The sequence below is a fragment of the Lentzea sp. NPDC051838 genome (assembly GCF_040681245.1).
Taxonomy (GTDB): Bacteria; Actinomycetota; Actinomycetes; order Mycobacteriales; family Pseudonocardiaceae; genus Lentzea.
Window position 1 is genome coordinate 1 of the sequence record NZ_JBFAYI010000065.1, and the last position, 16,010, is coordinate 16,010.

Genomic DNA, 16,010 nt, shown 5'->3' on the forward strand with positions numbered 1-16,010 from the left:
TGACCCAACCCCTCGGCTGCGGCCAACGATCAGGCACGACTCGTGACGGGGCCCGCCGGAGCGCACGGAAAAGCAAGCTCGCCTTCGGCATCGCCTAGCTCGGCTTCGCCTTCGCCCAAAGCAGCTCGCCTTCGGCTTTGCCAGTGCTCGCCTTCGGCTTCGCTGATCAGGCTCCCAGCACCCGGTCCAGGTACTGGTTTGTGAAGGTGCGGGTGGGGTCTACCTCGTTGCGCACTCGCAGGAAGTCGTCGAAGTGCGGGTACAGCGGGCGCAGTTGGTCTGCGGTCAGGTCATGCATCTTGCCCCAGTGCGGGCGGCCGCCCACGTTTGCGGCGATGCTGGCGTAGGCGTCGAAGAAGGCCTTGTACTGCATGCCCAGGGCTTGGTGCATGGAGATGTAGGCGGTGTCTCGGCCGCTTGCCGTGGAGAGCCAGATGTCGTCTGCCTGGGCCACGCGTACTTCGCAGGGGACGATCAGGTGGTCGCGCTCGCCCAGTTTGTTGGCGACGGCGCGGAGTTCGCCGATCACGTCCATCAGGGTTTCGCGTGGGATCGAGAACTCGGTCTCCACGAACTTCACTCGCCGGGGCGTCACGAAGACGTTGTGCGAGTAGTCGGAGTAGGAGCGCTCGGAGATCAGGGAGCCGCAGAGTTCGTTGAGGCTCTTGGTGTAGCGCGGGAAGGTCTTGGCCACTTTGCACACCGCGCCGAACGCGGTGTTCTCCATTACCTCGTACTCCCACGCCTGCCGGAGCTTGGAGAGCGGCTTCGCGGGGTCGGTGATCCTGTTGTTGCGCTTGAGGATCACGCGGTCCGAGTGGGTGAACCAGTGGAACTCGACGTGGTCCTCGACGGCGCAGAGGTCGTCGAAGCGCTCGAGGACGTCGTCGAGGCGGCCTGGGGCTTCGGAGGCTTGCAGCACGAACGACGGGACGCATTGGAGGGTGATCGTGCTGATGATGCCCAGGGCGCCCAGGCCTACGCGGGCCGCGTTGAAGAGGTCGGGGCGTTCTGAGCGGGAGCAGGTGACCACCGAGCCGTCGGCGAGGACTAGTTCGAGGGAGGCGATCGCTGTGGCTAGTACGCCCAGTTTGGCGCCGGTGCCGTGGGTTGAGGTGCTGACTGCGCCTGCGACGGTTTGGGCGTCGATGTCGCCGAGGTTCGGCATTGCCAGGCCCAGGCGGTGGAGGTCGGCGTTGAAGGCGCGCAAGGGGGTGCCGGAGCGTACGGTCACCAGGCCGGATTCCGTGTCCGCGCGCACGATTCCCGTCCAACGGTCCAGGTCCAGCGCTGTTTCCGGCGCTACCGCGATGTCGTTGAACGAGTGACCGCTGCCCCGCGCGCGGACACGGCTTCCTGAGGTGACCGCTGCTGCGATCTCGTCGGTGGACGACGGGTGGACGACGCGCGTCGGCGTGCACGAAGCAGTTCTAGCCCAGTTCGTCCACACACGGACCTCCACGAGAGAGTGTGACCTGCGAGTAACGTAAGTGAAAGCTCTTCACGTTTCAAGGGTTCACGACGTACCGTCAGTGCCATGCGCAGAAACCGACTCGATGCCGCGACGAAGGATCTGGATCCTCCGTTCGCGATCGTCGACCTGGATGCCTTCGACCACAACGCGGCGGACCTCGCCCGTCGCGCTGCCGGTCATCCGATCCGGGTGGCGAGCAAGTCGATTCGGGTGCGCGACCTGGTGAGCCGGGCGCTCGAACGGCCCGGCTACCACGGGGTCATGTGCTACTCGCTGGCCGAGGCGTTGTGGTTGTCGGAGCAGAACGTCAGCGACGACCTGCTGGTGGCTTACCCGACCGCCGACCGCGCGTCGTTGCAGAAGCTCGCGGCCAACGAAACCGCACGTCAGCGCGTCACGATCATGGTCGACTCTACCGAGCACCTGGACTTCGTGGACGCCGCGATCGGGCCGCACTCGGACATCCGGGTGTGCCTGGAGCTCGACGTGTCGTGGCGGCCGTTGCCCGGCGTGCACATCGGGCCGCGCCGTTCGTCGATCCACACGCCGGTTCAGGCTGCCGCGCTCGCCGCCAAGATCGTGCGACGCAGCGGCTTCAAGCTCGTCGGGGTCATGGCGTACGAGGGGCAGATCGCCGGACTGGGTGACAACCCGCCTGGTCAGCCGCTGCGTGCGCTCGGGATCAGGTTCATCCAGGCGCGCTCCGGGCCGGAGCTGATCCACCGCCGGACGGCCGTGGTCAACGCGGTGCGACAGGTCGCGGACCTGGAGTTCGTCAACGGCGGCGGTACTGGCAGCCTGGAGCTGACCGGGTCGGACCCGTCCGTCACCGAGCTCGCGGCGGGCAGTGGGCTGTTCGCCCCGACGCTCTTCGACGCCTACCAGGCCTTCAAGCCGGAACCCGCTGCTTTGTTCGCGCTGTCCGTCGTGCGCAAGCCGACCAAGCGGATCGCCACGCTGTTCGCCGGCGGGTACATCGCGTCCGGCACGGCGACGCCCGATCGCCAGCCTTCGCCGTACCTGCCGGAAGGGCTGACGACCTTGGGACTCGAGGGCGCGGGCGAGGTGCAGACGCCGGTCACCGGCAAGGCGGCGGAGCACCTCAAGATCGGTGACCGGGTCTGGATGCGGCACGCCAAGGCGGGCGAGCTGTTCGAGCGGTTCGACGAGGTGCACCTGGTGCATGGGGACCGCATCGAACGCACGGTCCCGACGTACCGCGGCGAGCGCCGGAACTTCGGCTAGGCCGGCAGGCGCGACGACAGGTAGCCCCTGACCAGCGCCTTCGCCTCGACCAGGATCGCAGGGTCGCCGACCGTGCTGTTGCGGAACGCCATCTTCAGCACGGCGTCGGCTGCCTCGACGGCGATCGCGATCGGCAGCCCGACCTCGCCCATCGGAATTCCGAACTTGCCGGAGATGAGCTCCGAGATCTTGTCGGAGATGACGGCGTTGTTGTCGCGGCGGTCGTCGAGCAGCCGCATGTCCACGACGTCACCGAAGTGCAGCTTCCCGAACGCGGGGATCTCGCGGTGCATCGTCACGTAGACGTCGAACACCGTGTCCACGGCGTCCCACCAGTGCTCGAGCGTCGCCTGCTCGAGCCGCTCGGTGATGCCCTGGGAGAACCTGTCGACGTTGCGCAGGGTCAGCGCCTGCACGACGGCTCTCTTGTCCGGGAAGAACTGGTACAGCGAACCTACGGCGACGCCCGCTCTCTCCGCGATCAACGTGGTGGTGACGCCGTCGTAGCCCACCTCGTCGATGAGAGTCGCGCAGGCCTCGAGCATTCGCTCTACTCGTTTGGCGCTGCGCTGCTGGACGGGCTGACGGCGGAGCGGGGTGGTGCTCGTCACGGCGACTCCCAGTAGTTCGGGTACTTCCATCTTGCCTGTTGTACGGCTCTTTCACTTCCCTGAACCTGTCAACACGCCTACGATCCGAACAAGTTTCACATTTGGAGGATCGATGAGCGACTTCCTCTGGGGAGTGTCGACGTCCGCGTTCCAGATCGAGGGCGCGTTCAAGGCAGGCGGCCGGGGTCCCTCCGTGTGGGACGAGTTCACTCCCGTACACGACAACGACGACGCCGGCGTTGCTTGCGATCATTACCACCGGTGGCGCGAGGACGTTGCGCTCATGACGCAGCTCGGCGTGAACGCGTATCGGTTCTCGATCGCGTGGCCGCGCATCCAGCCCACCGGCAAGGGCCCGGTCAACTCCGAGGGCCTCGACTTCTACGACCGCCTGGTCGACGCGCTCGTCGACGTCGGTATCGCCCCCGTGGTCACGTTGTACCACTGGGACACGCCGCTCGAGCTGGAAGCCGAGGGCGGGTGGCTGAACCGGGACATGGCCGACCGCTTCGCCGACTACACGGCGCTGGTCGCGGACCGGCTGGCCGATCGCGTGAAGCTGTGGATCCCGATCAACGAGCCCGCGATGGTGACGTTGCAGGGCTATGCGATCGGTGAGCACGCCCCTGGCAAGACGTTGCTCTTCGACGCGTTGCCGACCGCCCACCACCTGAACCTCGCTCACGGACGTTCGGTCGAAGTCCTCCGCTCGTACAACGCGAACGCTGTCGGCACGGCGAACAACCACACGCCGGCCTGGCCCGCTACTCCGAACGACCTAGCAGCTGCCGAGGCCTACAGCGAAATCCACAACTGGATCTACGCGGATCCCATGCTGTCGGGCCGATATCCCGACGCAGTCGCTGATCTTCTTCCTATCGCCGCTGGTGACCTGGCCACGATTCACCAGCCGCTCGACTTCTACGGCGTGAACTACTACAACCCGACGCGGTTGAAGTCGCCGTCCGAGGGCAACCCGCTGCCGTTCGAACTCGCGGAGATCGACGAGTACCCGCGCACCGGCTTCGGCTGGCCGATCGTGCCCGAAGGCCTCACCGAGATGATCACGAAGCTGCGCGAACGGCACCCGAACCTGCCTCCGGTGCACGTCACCGAGAGCGGCTGCAGCTTCCCGCACGAGATCAACGACGCGGAGCGGATCTCCTACCTCGACGGACACCTCAAGGCCGCGCAGGCAGCCGACGTCTCCGGGTACTTCGTGTGGTCGCTGATGGACAACTTCGAGTGGGAGGCCGGATATTCGCAGCGGTTCGGCCTGGTCCACGTCGACTACGAGACCCAGCGCCGCACGCCGCGCGACTCGTTCCACTGGTACAGAAAGGTGATCAGTGGTGAGTGAGGCACTGGCTGAACCGGTCGTGCGCGTCCGCCGCGGGTGGATGGCGTGGTTGTTCTTCGCGAACCTGGGGCTGTGGCTCGCGGTCTACGCACCGATCCAGGTGTTGTTGCCGCAGCAGGCCGAGCTGCTGAACAAGGCGAACAAGGAGCTCGTGTTCGGCATCGTCACCGGCTTCGGCGGCCTGGTGTCGCTGGTCGTGGTGCCGTTGATCGGCTTCCTGTCCGACCGCACGACCTCGAGGTTCGGCCGGCGCCACCCGTGGACCCTCGGCGGCGCGATCTTCGGCGCCATCGGTCTCGCGGTGCTGGCCAACGCGCCGTCGGTCGTCGTGATGACCATCGGCTGGTGCCTGGTGCAGGCGGGGATCGGCGGCATGCTCGCCGCGCTGACCTCCGCGGTGCCGGACCGGGTGCCCGTCGAGCAACGGGCGCAGGTCGGCGGGCTCATCGGCATCAGCCAGATGCTCGGCACGGTGCTGGGTGCGGTCGTGGTGACGTTGCTGGTCAGCGGACTGCCCGCCGGCTACCTGGCGTGCGCGGTCATCGTGCTGGCGGGCGCGATCTTCTTCGTGCTGAGGACCCCGGACACGCAGCTGATCATCAAGCCGGTCAAGCCGACGTTCTGGATCTCGCCGCGCGAACACCCGGACTTCGCCTGGGCCTGGGGCGGTCACCTGATGATCAACCTCGGCAACGCGTTCGGGACGCTCTACCTCCTCTACTTCCTCGGCGACGTGGTCCACCACCCGTCGCCGGAGGACGGTCTGCTGGTGCTCATGGCGCTCTACGGGGTGGCACTCGCCGCAGGAGCGGTGCTGTTCGGCGCACGGAGTGATCGTTCTGGGCGCCGGAAGCCGTATGTCTACGGCGCCGCGGCCGTGATGGCGCTCGCGGCGTTGTTGTTGGTCATCTGGCCGACCTGGGCCGCCGTGCTGGTCGCCGCTCCGTTGCTCGGCGTCGGGTTCGGCATCTACTGGGCCGTCGCGATCGCGCTGCTCACGCAGGTGCTGCCGGCCGCGTCCGATCGGGCCAAGGATCTGGGCGTGCTGAACGTCGCCAACGCGTTGCCGCAGGTCGTCGCCCCCTTGCTGACCGCGTTGATCTTGGCCAACCTGGGTGGCTACCGCGGCCTGTTCGCGGTCTCGGCGCTGGCGACGACGCTGGCGGCGGTGTTGATGAGTCGAGTGCGATCGGTGGTCTGATGCGGGTCTCGGGCAAGACGGTTCTGGTCACGGGCGCGTCCCAGGGAATCGGCGCGGAGGCCGCGTTCCGGTTCGCCGGCCGCGGCGCCCACGTCCACCTTGTGGCCCGGAGCGCCGAACTGCTCGATCTACAGGTCAAACGGATCAAGGAGTTCGGCGGCTCGGCGACCGCTCACGTGGCGGATTTGTCGGACGCCGCGGAGATCCACGCGCTCGCCGAGAGCGTTCCCGCACCTGATGTGCTGGTCAACAACGCGGGCGTCGGCCGCTGGCTGTTCCTCGACGACACGTCCGCCGACGAGCTGCAGACGATGACCGCGGTGCCGTACCTGGCCGCGTTGCTCCTGACCAGGGAGTACTTGGGCGCCATGCGTTCCAGGGGCTCCGGCTGGATCGTCAACGTCAACTCACCGGTGTCGCGACTGCCGATTCCCGGCTGCGTCGGCTACCAGTCGTCGCGGTGGGCGCTGCGGGGTCTGACCGCGTCACTGAGGCTTGACCTGCGCGGAACCGGCGTCGGGATCAGCGAGGTGATCCCCGGCAAGGTCTCCAGCGAGTACTTCAACAACAACCCCGGTGCCGAGGAACGGATCCCGGCGATCGCGAAGCTGATTCCCACCGTCACGCCGGAGCAGTGCGCGAAGACGATCGTCGACGCGGTGGAGAAGGAACGCGCCGAGCACCTGTTCCCGTGGCAGCTCAAGGCGTTCGAGCTCTCCGGCCGGCTGTTCCCCGGCCTGACCTCGTACCTGACCTGGAAGACCGGCACGCACCGCTAGAACACGTGAAAACGGCCCCTCATCTGCGCGGGAGGTGCAGACAAGGGGCCGTGGTTGGTGACCGCGGGCCGACGACGGTCGGGGAGGGTAGGTGCACGTCACCGGCCCGCGGGAATCTGTGGAGTTGTTGAGCTGACCGGGGTCCGCGATGTCGCGGTCGGGGGTTCGCACATCGCGGACCACCGGTCAGTAGGCCGTTTGCAGACCTGGTCGTGTCGGGGGGACGCCAGGTCAGTCGCAAAGGCCCGTTAGTGGGCTCGAGCCACCGCGCGACGGGTTCTGGTGACAGGAGGGGTCACCGGAGCCTCGCGCAGGTGGCGAGCCGGGCGCGGGGCGAGTCCGCCCGCAACCAGGTGTTCGTACGCGGCGCGCCACACCGAGCAAGGTGACTTCTGCTGACGCCAACGGCCGGAGCACTCAGGGCAGTTGCCCTTCTCGTCCGGCTCGTGCGCTGCCAGCAGAGCACGCCATCCCTCGGTCAGCCGAGGGAGCTCGGATCGAGCCACCGACAGGAGGGACGGTGCGTCCGCGCGACTCGCCAGCTCCGTGAGCAGGTCGAGGCGTTCCCACACAGCGTTGCGAAGAACCTGTCCGAGGATCGCGTCCATCGAAACGTCACCGTCACCTTTCCGCCTGGTCGGCGGCTTCGCGTAGCGCGGCCCTGAGCTGTACGAGCTGGTCGTGGGACAAGACTGCCGTCTCCCCGGGAGGTCCGACCAGAACCACTTGGCCCTGAACGACCTTCACGGTGAGCTGGCGGTCCCGGTCGACCACGTCGCCGCAGCTGATCTGCCACGTCCGACGCTGCCCGGTCGTGCCGCGCCATGTGGATTCGGTGTCACCCGTCTCCACAATGGAGGTGGAGCCAGGGGAGGAGCTGTCCACTATCGGTCGTTCCTCTCCGTGCTCACTCGCTTACCGGAATCTAGATTGCGATGATTCATGCCGGAACGGGACGTCACAGCGCCCACCGGTGGAAGTCTTACGGTGAGCGGTAGGCGGTGTTCGGTAGGGCCGATCAGCTCCGCCGAAGAGGACTTCTCGACTCGGGGACCTGCCCCTAGTCTGCCGATGACGCCCAACGGACTGTGAGGGTGCGCGATGAACACCATGAGTTCCCAGGGCTCTTCTCCGATCCCCGCCGAGGTGTGGGACCAGCAGGAGATGCGGGACGCACTGGCCCGACGAGAGATCAGCTCGGTCTACCGGCTGCTCCGACGGCACGGCGTGTCCCAGCGCCAGATCGCGGCGCTCACTGGGCAGTCGCAGTCCGAAGTCTCGGAGATCCTCAAGGGACGCCAGGTGATGGCTTATGACGTCCTTACCCGGATCGCCGTTGGCTTGGGTGTCCCACGTGGATACATGGGTCTCGCCTATGACGAGACAACGGCAGTGAGGGTGGCCGCAACCGCGGACTCACCCCATCCTGAGGAGGACGAGTCGGTGAAGCGTCGGAAGTTCCTCGCGCACGCCGCCGCCGTGACAGTGGGCGCGGCCGTGTTCGGAGCGGACTCCGGGTCGTGGGTTTCACACCCCACACAGACTCCGGCTCCGGGACGCATCGGCATGACCGATGTGCGCCAGGTCGAAGCGGCGACGCGGGCTCTGCGTGCCCTGGACTACCAGTACGGCGGCGGTTCCTGCCGCGACGCGGTGGTCGCCCAGCTGTCCTGGGGACAGCAGATGCTCGGTGCGAGCAGCACGGACGTGGTTCGCCAGCGGCTCTACGTCGCTCTGGCCGACCTGCACAACCTCGCCGGCTGGACGTCGTTCGACACGGGCCTGATGGACTCGGCCCGCAACCACTTCGGTCAGGCGCTCGACCTCGCCAAGCAGGGCGAGAACGAGGCGCTGATGGCGAACATCCTGTACCGCATGGGTCGCGTCTACTTGCACCAGAACGCCCCCGACGACGCGCTGAAGGTGTTCCAGCTGGGTCAGCTGGCCGCGCAGAACTCGGGTTCCGAACTGGCCGTGGGCATCCTGTGCGCGAACGAGGCCTGGGCCTACGCGAAGATGGGTTCCGACGAGCAGGCTTTGAAGCTGCTCGGCCGTGCGCGCGACGAGTTCTCCCGCGCGAACGTCGCCGAAGCCCCCGCCTGGGCCAAGTTCTTCAACGAGATCGACCTCTCGTCCATGATCGGCACGGTGCACACGGAGCTGGCACAGACGGTGGACGCCAAGTACACGCGGACGGCCATCCCGGCGCTGTCCAAGGCGATCAACAACTTCGGTGACGAGTACGCGCGCAGCCGCTCGTTCAACCTGACCTCGATGGCGATCAACCACCTGCTCGAGGGCGACATCGACCACGGCGCCAAGATCGGTCGCCAGGCCGTCGACCTGTCGGAATCCCTCAAGTCGGTGCGCACGAAGCAGCGCATGGAGCCGCTTCGCCAGGAGGCCGAGAAGCGCCGCAACAACCCCGAGGCCCGCGAGCTCGCGGACCGCGTCGCCCGCTTCACCGGCACCGAGTCGGCCGCCTGAGTCCCATCTCGTTTGGACCGCATAGCACCACTTTCGGATGGTGTGGGACACGAACCGGTAACGCCAGAGCCTTCTCCCACGAATGCAGCATCGACGGGCGAGAAATCCACGCCTAGGGTGCGGCAGGTCGGGGCGAAGGACGAGGTGCGGCGCGTGAGCCTTACACGGAGGTGGCGTTCCAAGAGAGCGCTGCGGTCCGCGCAGTTGCTCGACGAGGTGGTGGACACCCAGCTGCCGCTGCTGGCGGCGTTCGACGAGGAGCGACGGCGCAGGTCAGCCGACTACCTCGCCGAACTGGTGGCCCTCGCCCAGGACTACCGCTACTACGCGAACGGCTGGATCGACAGCCGCGAGCTGGACCGCCGCGGCCAGAAGACGATGAACCGGCTGGCGCGCATGCGTGAGGAATCTTCGGCTCGACTGATCACCGACTAGTCCATTCGTGCGCAGCTCGTCGCGCCGATCGGACCACTCACCGAGGCCGGGCGGATCAGGCGCGAAATCGTGGATGTTTCACGTTGAACAATCACCAGGGCACCGGTCCGTCGTGGTCGAACAGGCCTCCGGTCGGGCCGTCGTCGGGCAGGGTGGCCAGCCTGATCGCGATCCTGGCACCGTCCGCGGGCGTGTCCCTCCCCTGGAAACCGTTGAGGTCTGTTGCCACGTAGCCGGGGCAGGCGATATTGATCTTGATGTGCGGAAGCTCCTTGGCGTACTGGACGGTGAGCGCGTTCAGGAACGTCTTCGACGGCGTGTAGGTCCCGTTGACCTCGCCGAACTCCACCTCTGGCGTGGTCTGCAGCGTCAGTGACGCGAGGTGGCTCGACTGGTTGACGATTCGCGGTCGGGCGGACCGGGCCAGCAACGGCAGCATCGCGTTGGTGACGCGGACGACGCCGACCACGTTGGTCTCCAGCACCTCCCGCAGGCTCTCCGGTGTGGCGGCGGACGGCGCCGCGGGCCAGACGCCGGCGATCGCCGCGTTGTTGACCAGCACGTCGAGGCGGCCGAACCGTTCCTCGAACAGTGCTGCTGCCGCCTTGACGCTCTCGTCGTCGGTCACGTCCAACGGCACGGCGAACGCGTCGACGCCGTTCGCCCGCAGTTTCGCTGCCGCTTCCTCGCCGCGCCCGGCATCTCTCGCACCGACTCCCACGGTCATCCCGAGGCCGGCCGCGATCTCGTAGCCGATGCCCTTGTTCGCGCCGGTGACCAGCGCAATCGTCTGTTCGCTCATGCATTTGATCGTGGTCGTCGGCGTCTTTGGAACCAACATCACTTCGGTCTGGCAGTGATACCCGGCCGGTATCGATAGCGTGGACGCGTGGAGACCAGAGAGCTTCGATACTTCGTCGCGGTCGCCGAGGAGCTCCACTTCGGCCGTGCCGCCGATCGGCTCGGCATCGCCCAGCCACCGCTCTCGCGGACGATCGCGCAGCTCGAACACCGGCTCGGCATCGCGTTGCTGACCCGCACCAGCCGCAAGGTCGCGCTCACCGAGGCGGGCGCGGTGCTGCTGGCAGAGGCGAGAGCGATCCTCGGTGCGATCACCGCGGCCGAGAGGCGCACCCGGCACGTCGACCGGCCTGCGCTGGTGCTGGCTGCCAAAGCAGGTGGGTCCAGCGAGCTGCTGGCGAAGCTGCTCGACGCCTATGCCGCCGAACCCGGCGCCCTCGCCGTGGAACTGCTGCTGTGCAAGGCCCACACCTGGCTACCGCTGCTCGACGGCCGGGCGGACGTGGCGATCCTGCACGAGCCGTACGACTCGACCGCGGGTCTCGACGTCGAGCCGCTGCACACCGAGAGCCAGTTCGCGATCATGTCGAGCTCGCACCCGCTGGCCGGAGCGAGGCAGTTGCGGATGGCGGACGTCGACCTTCCGGAGCTCGCGCGCTGGCCGGAGCCCGACGGCAGCTATTTGGACGGCCCCGGCGTGGAGGTGCACGACCTGACGCAGCTGTTCCAGATGATCTCGCTGGGCCGTGCGATCGCCGTCATGCCGGAAGTCGTGCGCGCGGGCCTGCTCGAAGGGCTGGTCGCGATCCCCGTGGTGGACGCGCCGAAGGTGACGACCGTGATCGCGTGGCCGCCGCACAGCAGGTCGCGTGCGGTGGCCGACCTGGTCAGAGTCGCGACGGGATTCAACTCACCGGTGCACGGCTGAGCACCACGGCGAGGCCGAACGCGACGCCCATGATCGTGACTTCCAGGATCGCCCACTGCACGATCGCGGTGACCTTGTGCTGCGAGATCTTCGGCAGCAACCGCCACCGGATGTGCGCGCCGAGCACCGCGATCAGCCCGGCGCAGATCGCCTTGCCGAGGAACAGCAAGCCGTAGCCGGTCGTGAACAGCGACTGCGGGAACGGCACGACGGGGTTGAGGACCAGTTCCAGCGATCCGTTGAACAGGCCGGTGACGGCGACGACGATCAGGCTGACCGTCGCGATCTTCGAGAACTTCGGCAGCGCGACCGCCAGCAGTCCCTTGCGGTAGGCGACCAGTGCCATCAACGCGCCGAGCCCGCCCGTCCAGGCCGCGGCGCCCAGCACGTGCAGCTCCATGGAGACCATCGAGTAGTCGTGGTACTGCCAGTTGGAGGCGTGCCCGGTCACCGGAATCGGCAGCAGTCCGAACATCGAGATGAGAATTCGCAGCTCAGCGGGCACGGACTCGCCACTGCGGACGGCCATCACACCGATGATCAGGTAGACGAACGCGCAGGCCGCGCTGAACAGCAGGCCCTTTCCCGCGCCGACGTTCTTGATGTAGTCGATCGCGTTGGCGACGCTGACGTTGCTGCCCGGCCGCAGCTCGGCGGCCTGCAGCACGATGGCCGACAACGCCGTGATCACCCAGACCGCGGCCGCGATGACCGCGGCGGGCCGGGCGAGGCGCATGACCGGTTCGGTGTGCGTGGGCCGGTCGAAGCCGAGCAGCTTCGGCAGGATCGACAACCCGACGACGATCGTCGCCGAGACGTCGAGCAGCACCCGCGTGACCGGCAGGCCGTACCGGACCGCCGCCCCGGCGTCCACGACCCCGGCGACCACGACAGGTGGTGCCAGCACGAGGCCGAGCGCGATGCCCGCGAGAGCGCCGAGGACGAGCCCGGCGAGCACGCGGTAGTGGGAGGGGGCGGCGGTCCGGACGTCGCTCATGCCTTCGCGCCCCCGCCACCGCGCAGCGCGAAGAACACGCCGCCGCCGAGCAGCACCACGGCGCCGACGATCCACACCCAGATGGGCAGGCCGTCGCTCGAACCGCTGTCGGGCGCGGTGTTCGCGTCGACCTGGCGAGGCGTGCCGGTGCCGTCCTTGGTCAGCGTGAACGTCAGCTCGCCGTTCACCGGGTGGCCGTCCGCGGACAGGATGCGGTAGCCGATCTTGTACTGCCCTGCCTTGCCGAGCGCCTCGATCTTCTGCGTGACCGCGGTGTCCTTGATGGTCGGGTCGCCCGCGACCTCGTAGTGGCCACCGCTCGCGTCGACGACCGAGATGGCGTTGATGCCCTGGCCGCCCTGCACGTCCTGGTCGAACGTCAGCGTGACGGTCGACGGGCCGACCTCCAGCGAGGTCTTGTCCTTCGGGTCGCTGCTGATCAGCGCGTTGTGAGCCGCCGCGGGGGCGGCCGTGGCGAGCACGGCCGCACCAGCGAACAGGAACGCGACTAGTGCGCGCTTCATGCCTTGCGCCTCGAACGCAGGATCGCGCCGACGCCGAAGCCCAGGCCGAGCGCGCCGACGGCCAGACCCGCGCCACCGAGGTAGCGGGCGGTCTTGTCGGAGCCGACGGACGCCTCGTGCGTCTCCTCGGTGGTGGAGGCGGTCGCCGTGCCGTGGCCGCCGTGGCCGTCGTCAGCGGCCTTCTTCGGGGCGAGCTTCAGCGCGGGGGCCGGGTGCTCCGGCTCCTTGCCGTCGGCGCCGGTCGACTGCGACCAGTCCACGACCTCGCCGTTCTCGTAGGTCTGCTTGGTCGGCAGTTCGAGCTTGTCCTTGCCCTCGGGCAGGGTGCCGAGCGCGACGAAGAACTCCTGGTACTCGTTGATCCCGATCTTCACGCCGGGGTCGGCGGTCCAGGTGATCGTCGTGAACGCCTCGGTGACCTCCTTGCCGGCGATCGTCACGGGCTTGTCGAGCTTGCCCTTGACGGCCTCGGCCTTCCAGCCGGCCAGCGGCTTGGTGCGCACCGACGTGAGCGGGGTGTCCTTCGGCAGCGTCACCTCGATCTTGGTGGTGCCGGCGTTGTCCCGCTCGTTCGGGACGCGGAACGCGAACGTGGCGCGGCCGCCCTGGGTGAACTCGGTCGGCTGGGCGCTGACGTGCGCCGATGCGATGGTCGGGGTGCCGAGGACGGCGAGTCCGGCCACGCCGAGAACGGCGAGCGCGCGCACGCCAAATCGATTTGTCGACATGAAGTTGTGGCTCCTGATTGCCAAAGGGGTTTGTTGAGGATTTGGGTGATCAGGAGTTGGGTGGCCCGCGCAGACCGTTCGCGCGCTGTACGTGTGTGTGGTGCGCGTTCGGCACGTACGGCGTGCTGGTGAACGTCCGCACCGGCGTGGTGACCGGCAGCGGCGTGAGCCTGCGGGGGATCAGGCGCGTGACCGCGGAGAACAGCCTGAACAGGGCGTTCTCCGCGTGGAACAGGAGGATGCCGGTCAGCGTCGCGGCGACGAGGTGCGCCACGAACATCTGCCCGGTGAGCGTGTTCGTGTGCTCGTGGTTCACCCAGGTCAGCAGCAGGTGCTGAGCCAGCTGGGCGGTTCCGAGCGCCACGATGACCGAGAGCTTCCCGGTGCGCTTGTCCGCGAGTGACGACGCCGCGAAGGCGATCAGCGCGACGAGCGGCAACGCGTGGATGAACTCGGACAGCTCTCCGCCGCCCAGTCCGTGCGCGGCGATCGTGAGCGTTGCAGAGGTCAGCGCAAGTGCGGCACCACGCAGGGTGCGCAACTCACTCGACCGTGTGCTCACGCGAGTGAGGGTAATCGGAGGAGTTTGCCCCGGTCTATGAGCGGGTAACTAGGCCCGCATGACCGTTCAATGCGACAAGCCGGGCCGTACCGACCGGGTTGTGTTCGGCGTTGCCGCAGGTCTCACGCTTGCGTTCGTGACCTGGGGAATCGTCGGTACAGACTCGTTGGCAGCCGCCTCCAAGACAGCGCTCTCCTGGATCATCCAGAATCTGGGATGGGCGTTCGTGATCACCGCCTCGGGGTTCGTCGTGTTCGCGCTGTGGCTCGCGTTCAGCCGCTACGGGAAGATCCCGCTCGGCCAGGACGACGAGAAACCCGAGTTCAAAACCGTGTCGTGGGTCGCGATGATGTTCAGCGCCGGCATGGGGATCGGGCTGATGTTCTACGGCGTGAACGAGCCTCTGTCGCACTTCGTGAAGCCGCCGCCGGGGTCTGACGGCGATCCGCTTGAGACCGCGATGGCGACCACGTTGTTCCACTGGACGCTTCACCCGTGGGCGATCTACGCGATTGTCGGGATTGCGATCGCCTACAGCAGCTTTCGGCGGGGGCGGTCTTCGCTGATCAGCTCCGCGTTTGCGCCGTTGCTCGGGCGTCGGGCGGCTTCCGGGTGGGGGCGTGCGATCGACGTCATGGCGATCTTTGCGACGCTGTTCGGGTCGGCTGCTTCTCTGGGGCTCGGGGCGCTGCAGATCGGGTCCGGGATGCAGGCTGCCGGGTGGGCCGGTGAGGTCGGCAAGGGTGTTCTGGTCGCGATCATCGCTGTGCTGACGTTGGCGTTCGTCGCGTCTGCGGTGTCGGGGGTGGCTCGCGGGATTCAGTGGCTGTCGAACATCAACATGGTGTTGGCGATCGTGCTGGCGCTGTTCGTGTTCGTCGTCGGGCCGACTGTGTTCATCCTGAACCTGCTGCCCACTGCTCTTGGGGACTACTTCCGTGAGCTGGCCGCTATGGCTGGGCGGACTGCTGCTTCCGGTGGGGATGCCACGGAGACCTGGCTGTCCGGGTGGACGATCTTCTACTGGGCGTGGTGGATTTCTTGGACGCCGTTCGTTGGGATGTTCATTGCTCGGATTTCTCGTGGGCGGACGATCAAGCAGTTCGTTGCCGGTGTGATCTTGGTGCCGTCTGCTGTGTCGTTGGTTTGGTTCGCGATCTTTGGTGGGACTGCGATATTTGAGCAGCGGTCTGGTGTGGATTTGGCTGGGCAGGCTACGCCTGAGTCGCAGTTTTTTGCGTTGCTTGATCAGTTTCCGTTGGCTGCGGTGGCTGGGGTGATCGTCATGGTGTTGGTGGCGATCTTCTTTGTTTCTGGGGCTGATGCGGCTTCTATCGTCATGGGGACGCTGTCGCAGGAAGGGTCTATTCGACCTCGGAAGCCGGTTGTGATCTTCTGGGGTGTGTTGACCGGTGCCGTTGCTGCTGTGATGTTGCTGGTTGGTGGGTCGAATGCCCTTACAGGGCTGCAGAATTTGACGATCATTGCTGCGTTGCCGTTCATGGTTGTGATGGTTGGGTTGTGTGTTTCGTTGGCTCGGGATTTGCGGACGGATCCGATGATTCGGCGGGAGGAGAGGGTGGCTGAGGTCATGGAGGAGGTCACCGCTCACCTTGATCCTGGGCAGGTGGTTGAGGAGGCTGCGGTTGCTGCTGTGGCTGAGGTGACCGGGAAGGCACCTTCGGCGCGCGCACCTGTTTCGTAGGCCGTCCCCCGGTTGGGCTGGCGGGTTCCGGTTTTGTGTCCGTAGGTGGTCTTGTTGCGGGCGTGTGTTCCGGTTGCTTTCTGGGAGCTCTGCCCCAGACCCCGCCAATCTGATCAAAGACCCACCAGCGCCGTGGGTGGGTTGATGGCACGCCTGTTGCTTTGGGCGGCTTG

At 67.0% G+C, this 16,010-nt stretch carries 17 protein-coding genes; 8 read left to right on the forward strand and 9 right to left on the reverse strand.

The features are described from left to right. Positions 1-166: 166 nt before the first annotated feature. On the reverse strand, positions 167-1,450 hold the full coding sequence (locus AB0M24_RS47425; RefSeq protein ID WP_363781751.1) for a D-arabinono-1,4-lactone oxidase: 1,284 nt from the start codon (positions 1,448-1,450) through the stop codon (positions 167-169). A gap of 87 nt (positions 1,451-1,537) precedes the next feature. Here AB0M24_RS47425 and AB0M24_RS47430 point away from each other — a divergent pair, with 87 nt between their 5' ends. Further along, entirely contained in the window at positions 1,538-2,719 is a 1,182-nt protein-coding gene (locus tag AB0M24_RS47430; protein ID WP_363781753.1) for an amino acid deaminase/aldolase, read from the forward strand. On the opposite strand, the gene AB0M24_RS47435 is transcribed toward AB0M24_RS47430, so the two are convergent. Next, positions 2,716-3,330, reverse strand: coding sequence for a TetR/AcrR family transcriptional regulator (locus AB0M24_RS47435; protein WP_363781755.1), 615 nt, complete (start codon positions 3,328-3,330; stop codon positions 2,716-2,718). The genes AB0M24_RS47430 and AB0M24_RS47435 overlap by 4 nt on opposite strands. 112 nt (positions 3,331-3,442) lie before the next feature. On the opposite strand from AB0M24_RS47435, the gene AB0M24_RS47440 reads away from it, so the two are divergent. From AB0M24_RS47440 to AB0M24_RS47450, 3 genes are read left to right on the forward strand one after another with little or no spacing between them, the layout of a single operon-like run. Continuing rightward, positions 3,443-4,690: a GH1 family beta-glucosidase gene (locus AB0M24_RS47440; protein WP_363781757.1), complete on the forward strand. Its 1,248-nt coding sequence runs from the start codon at positions 3,443-3,445 to the stop codon at positions 4,688-4,690. Between the two features lie 40 nt (positions 4,691-4,730). Further along, positions 4,731-5,891, forward strand: a complete 1,161-nt coding sequence (locus AB0M24_RS47445) for an MFS transporter (RefSeq protein WP_363781780.1) — start codon at positions 4,731-4,733, stop codon at positions 5,889-5,891. After that, positions 5,891-6,670, forward strand: coding sequence for an SDR family NAD(P)-dependent oxidoreductase (locus AB0M24_RS47450; protein ID WP_363781759.1), 780 nt, complete (start codon positions 5,891-5,893; stop codon positions 6,668-6,670). The genes AB0M24_RS47445 and AB0M24_RS47450 overlap by 1 nt, the downstream gene beginning before the upstream one ends. Positions 6,671-6,918: 248 nt before the next feature. Here the strand turns inward: AB0M24_RS47450 and AB0M24_RS47455 are convergent, their stop codons facing one another. Beyond that, the gene (locus tag AB0M24_RS47455; RefSeq protein WP_035909125.1) at positions 6,919-7,278 is read right to left on the reverse strand and encodes a hypothetical protein; all 360 of its coding nucleotides are present in this window, start codon (positions 7,276-7,278) and stop codon (positions 6,919-6,921) included. A 13-nt stretch (positions 7,279-7,291) separates the two neighbouring features. Then, entirely contained in the window at positions 7,292-7,525 is a 234-nt protein-coding gene (locus AB0M24_RS47460) for a hypothetical protein (protein ID WP_045313063.1), read from the reverse strand. Positions 7,526-7,771: 246 nt separating this feature from the next. Here AB0M24_RS47460 and AB0M24_RS47465 point away from each other — a divergent pair, with 246 nt between their 5' ends. Together AB0M24_RS47465 and AB0M24_RS47470 are read left to right on the forward strand one after the other, a co-directional pair. Then, the gene (locus AB0M24_RS47465) at positions 7,772-9,157 is read left to right on the forward strand and encodes a helix-turn-helix transcriptional regulator (protein WP_363781762.1); all 1,386 of its coding nucleotides are present in this window, start codon (positions 7,772-7,774) and stop codon (positions 9,155-9,157) included. Between the two features lie 153 nt (positions 9,158-9,310). Then, a complete protein-coding gene (locus AB0M24_RS47470; RefSeq protein ID WP_363781764.1) occupies positions 9,311-9,592 on the forward strand; it encodes a hypothetical protein in 282 nt (93 codons plus the stop codon). A 91-nt stretch (positions 9,593-9,683) separates the two neighbouring features. Here the strand turns inward: AB0M24_RS47470 and AB0M24_RS47475 are convergent, their stop codons facing one another. Continuing rightward, positions 9,684-10,394: an SDR family oxidoreductase gene (locus AB0M24_RS47475; protein WP_363781766.1), complete on the reverse strand. Its 711-nt coding sequence runs from the start codon at positions 10,392-10,394 to the stop codon at positions 9,684-9,686. A gap of 87 nt (positions 10,395-10,481) precedes the next feature. On the opposite strand from AB0M24_RS47475, the gene AB0M24_RS47480 reads away from it, so the two are divergent. Next, a complete protein-coding gene (locus AB0M24_RS47480; protein ID WP_363781768.1) occupies positions 10,482-11,321 on the forward strand; it encodes a LysR family transcriptional regulator in 840 nt (279 codons plus the stop codon). Here the strand turns inward: AB0M24_RS47480 and AB0M24_RS47485 are convergent. The 4 genes from AB0M24_RS47485 to AB0M24_RS47500 form a co-directional block, all read right to left on the reverse strand. Continuing rightward, positions 11,299-12,318, reverse strand: a complete 1,020-nt coding sequence (locus AB0M24_RS47485; RefSeq protein WP_363781770.1) for a CopD family protein — start codon at positions 12,316-12,318, stop codon at positions 11,299-11,301. The two genes, AB0M24_RS47480 and AB0M24_RS47485, sit on opposite strands and share 23 nt — an antisense overlap. Then, the gene (locus tag AB0M24_RS47490; RefSeq protein ID WP_363781772.1) at positions 12,315-12,842 is read right to left on the reverse strand and encodes a copper resistance CopC family protein; all 528 of its coding nucleotides are present in this window, start codon (positions 12,840-12,842) and stop codon (positions 12,315-12,317) included. The genes AB0M24_RS47485 and AB0M24_RS47490 overlap by 4 nt, the downstream gene beginning before the upstream one ends. After that, positions 12,839-13,549, reverse strand: a complete 711-nt coding sequence (locus AB0M24_RS47495; protein ID WP_363781774.1) for a YcnI family protein — start codon at positions 13,547-13,549, stop codon at positions 12,839-12,841. The genes AB0M24_RS47490 and AB0M24_RS47495 overlap by 4 nt, the downstream gene beginning before the upstream one ends. Before the next feature lie 70 nt (positions 13,550-13,619). Next, complete coding sequence (locus AB0M24_RS47500; protein ID WP_363781776.1) at positions 13,620-14,132, reverse strand: hypothetical protein; 513 nt, start codon at positions 14,130-14,132, stop codon at positions 13,620-13,622. Positions 14,133-14,190: 58 nt separating this feature from the next. On the opposite strand from AB0M24_RS47500, the gene AB0M24_RS47505 reads away from it, so the two are divergent. Next, the gene (locus AB0M24_RS47505) at positions 14,191-15,837 is read left to right on the forward strand and encodes a BCCT family transporter (RefSeq protein WP_363781778.1); all 1,647 of its coding nucleotides are present in this window, start codon (positions 14,191-14,193) and stop codon (positions 15,835-15,837) included. The last annotated feature ends 173 nt before the right edge of the window (positions 15,838-16,010 follow it).

Bases quoted from the DNA above. Each gene is read 5' to 3' on its own strand.
- AB0M24_RS47430 (WP_363781753.1), top strand. From the start codon at position 1,538: ATGCGCAGAAACCGACTCGATGCCGCGACGAAGGATCTGGATCCTCCG.
- AB0M24_RS47440 (WP_363781757.1), top strand. From the start codon at position 3,443: ATGAGCGACTTCCTCTGGGGAGTGTCGACGTCCGCGTTCCAGATCGAG.
- AB0M24_RS47445 (WP_363781780.1), top strand. From the start codon at position 4,731: ATGGCGTGGTTGTTCTTCGCGAACCTGGGGCTGTGGCTCGCGGTCTAC.
- AB0M24_RS47450 (WP_363781759.1), top strand. From the start codon at position 5,891: ATGCGGGTCTCGGGCAAGACGGTTCTGGTCACGGGCGCGTCCCAGGGA.
- AB0M24_RS47455 (WP_035909125.1), bottom strand. From the start codon at position 7,278: ATGGACGCGATCCTCGGACAGGTTCTTCGCAACGCTGTGTGGGAACGC.
- AB0M24_RS47465 (WP_363781762.1), top strand. From the start codon at position 7,772: ATGAACACCATGAGTTCCCAGGGCTCTTCTCCGATCCCCGCCGAGGTG.
- AB0M24_RS47475 (WP_363781766.1), bottom strand. From the start codon at position 10,394: ATGAGCGAACAGACGATTGCGCTGGTCACCGGCGCGAACAAGGGCATC.
- AB0M24_RS47485 (WP_363781770.1), bottom strand. From the start codon at position 12,318: ATGAGCGACGTCCGGACCGCCGCCCCCTCCCACTACCGCGTGCTCGCC.
- AB0M24_RS47490 (WP_363781772.1), bottom strand. From the start codon at position 12,842: ATGAAGCGCGCACTAGTCGCGTTCCTGTTCGCTGGTGCGGCCGTGCTC.
- AB0M24_RS47505 (WP_363781778.1), top strand. From the start codon at position 14,191: ATGACCGTTCAATGCGACAAGCCGGGCCGTACCGACCGGGTTGTGTTC.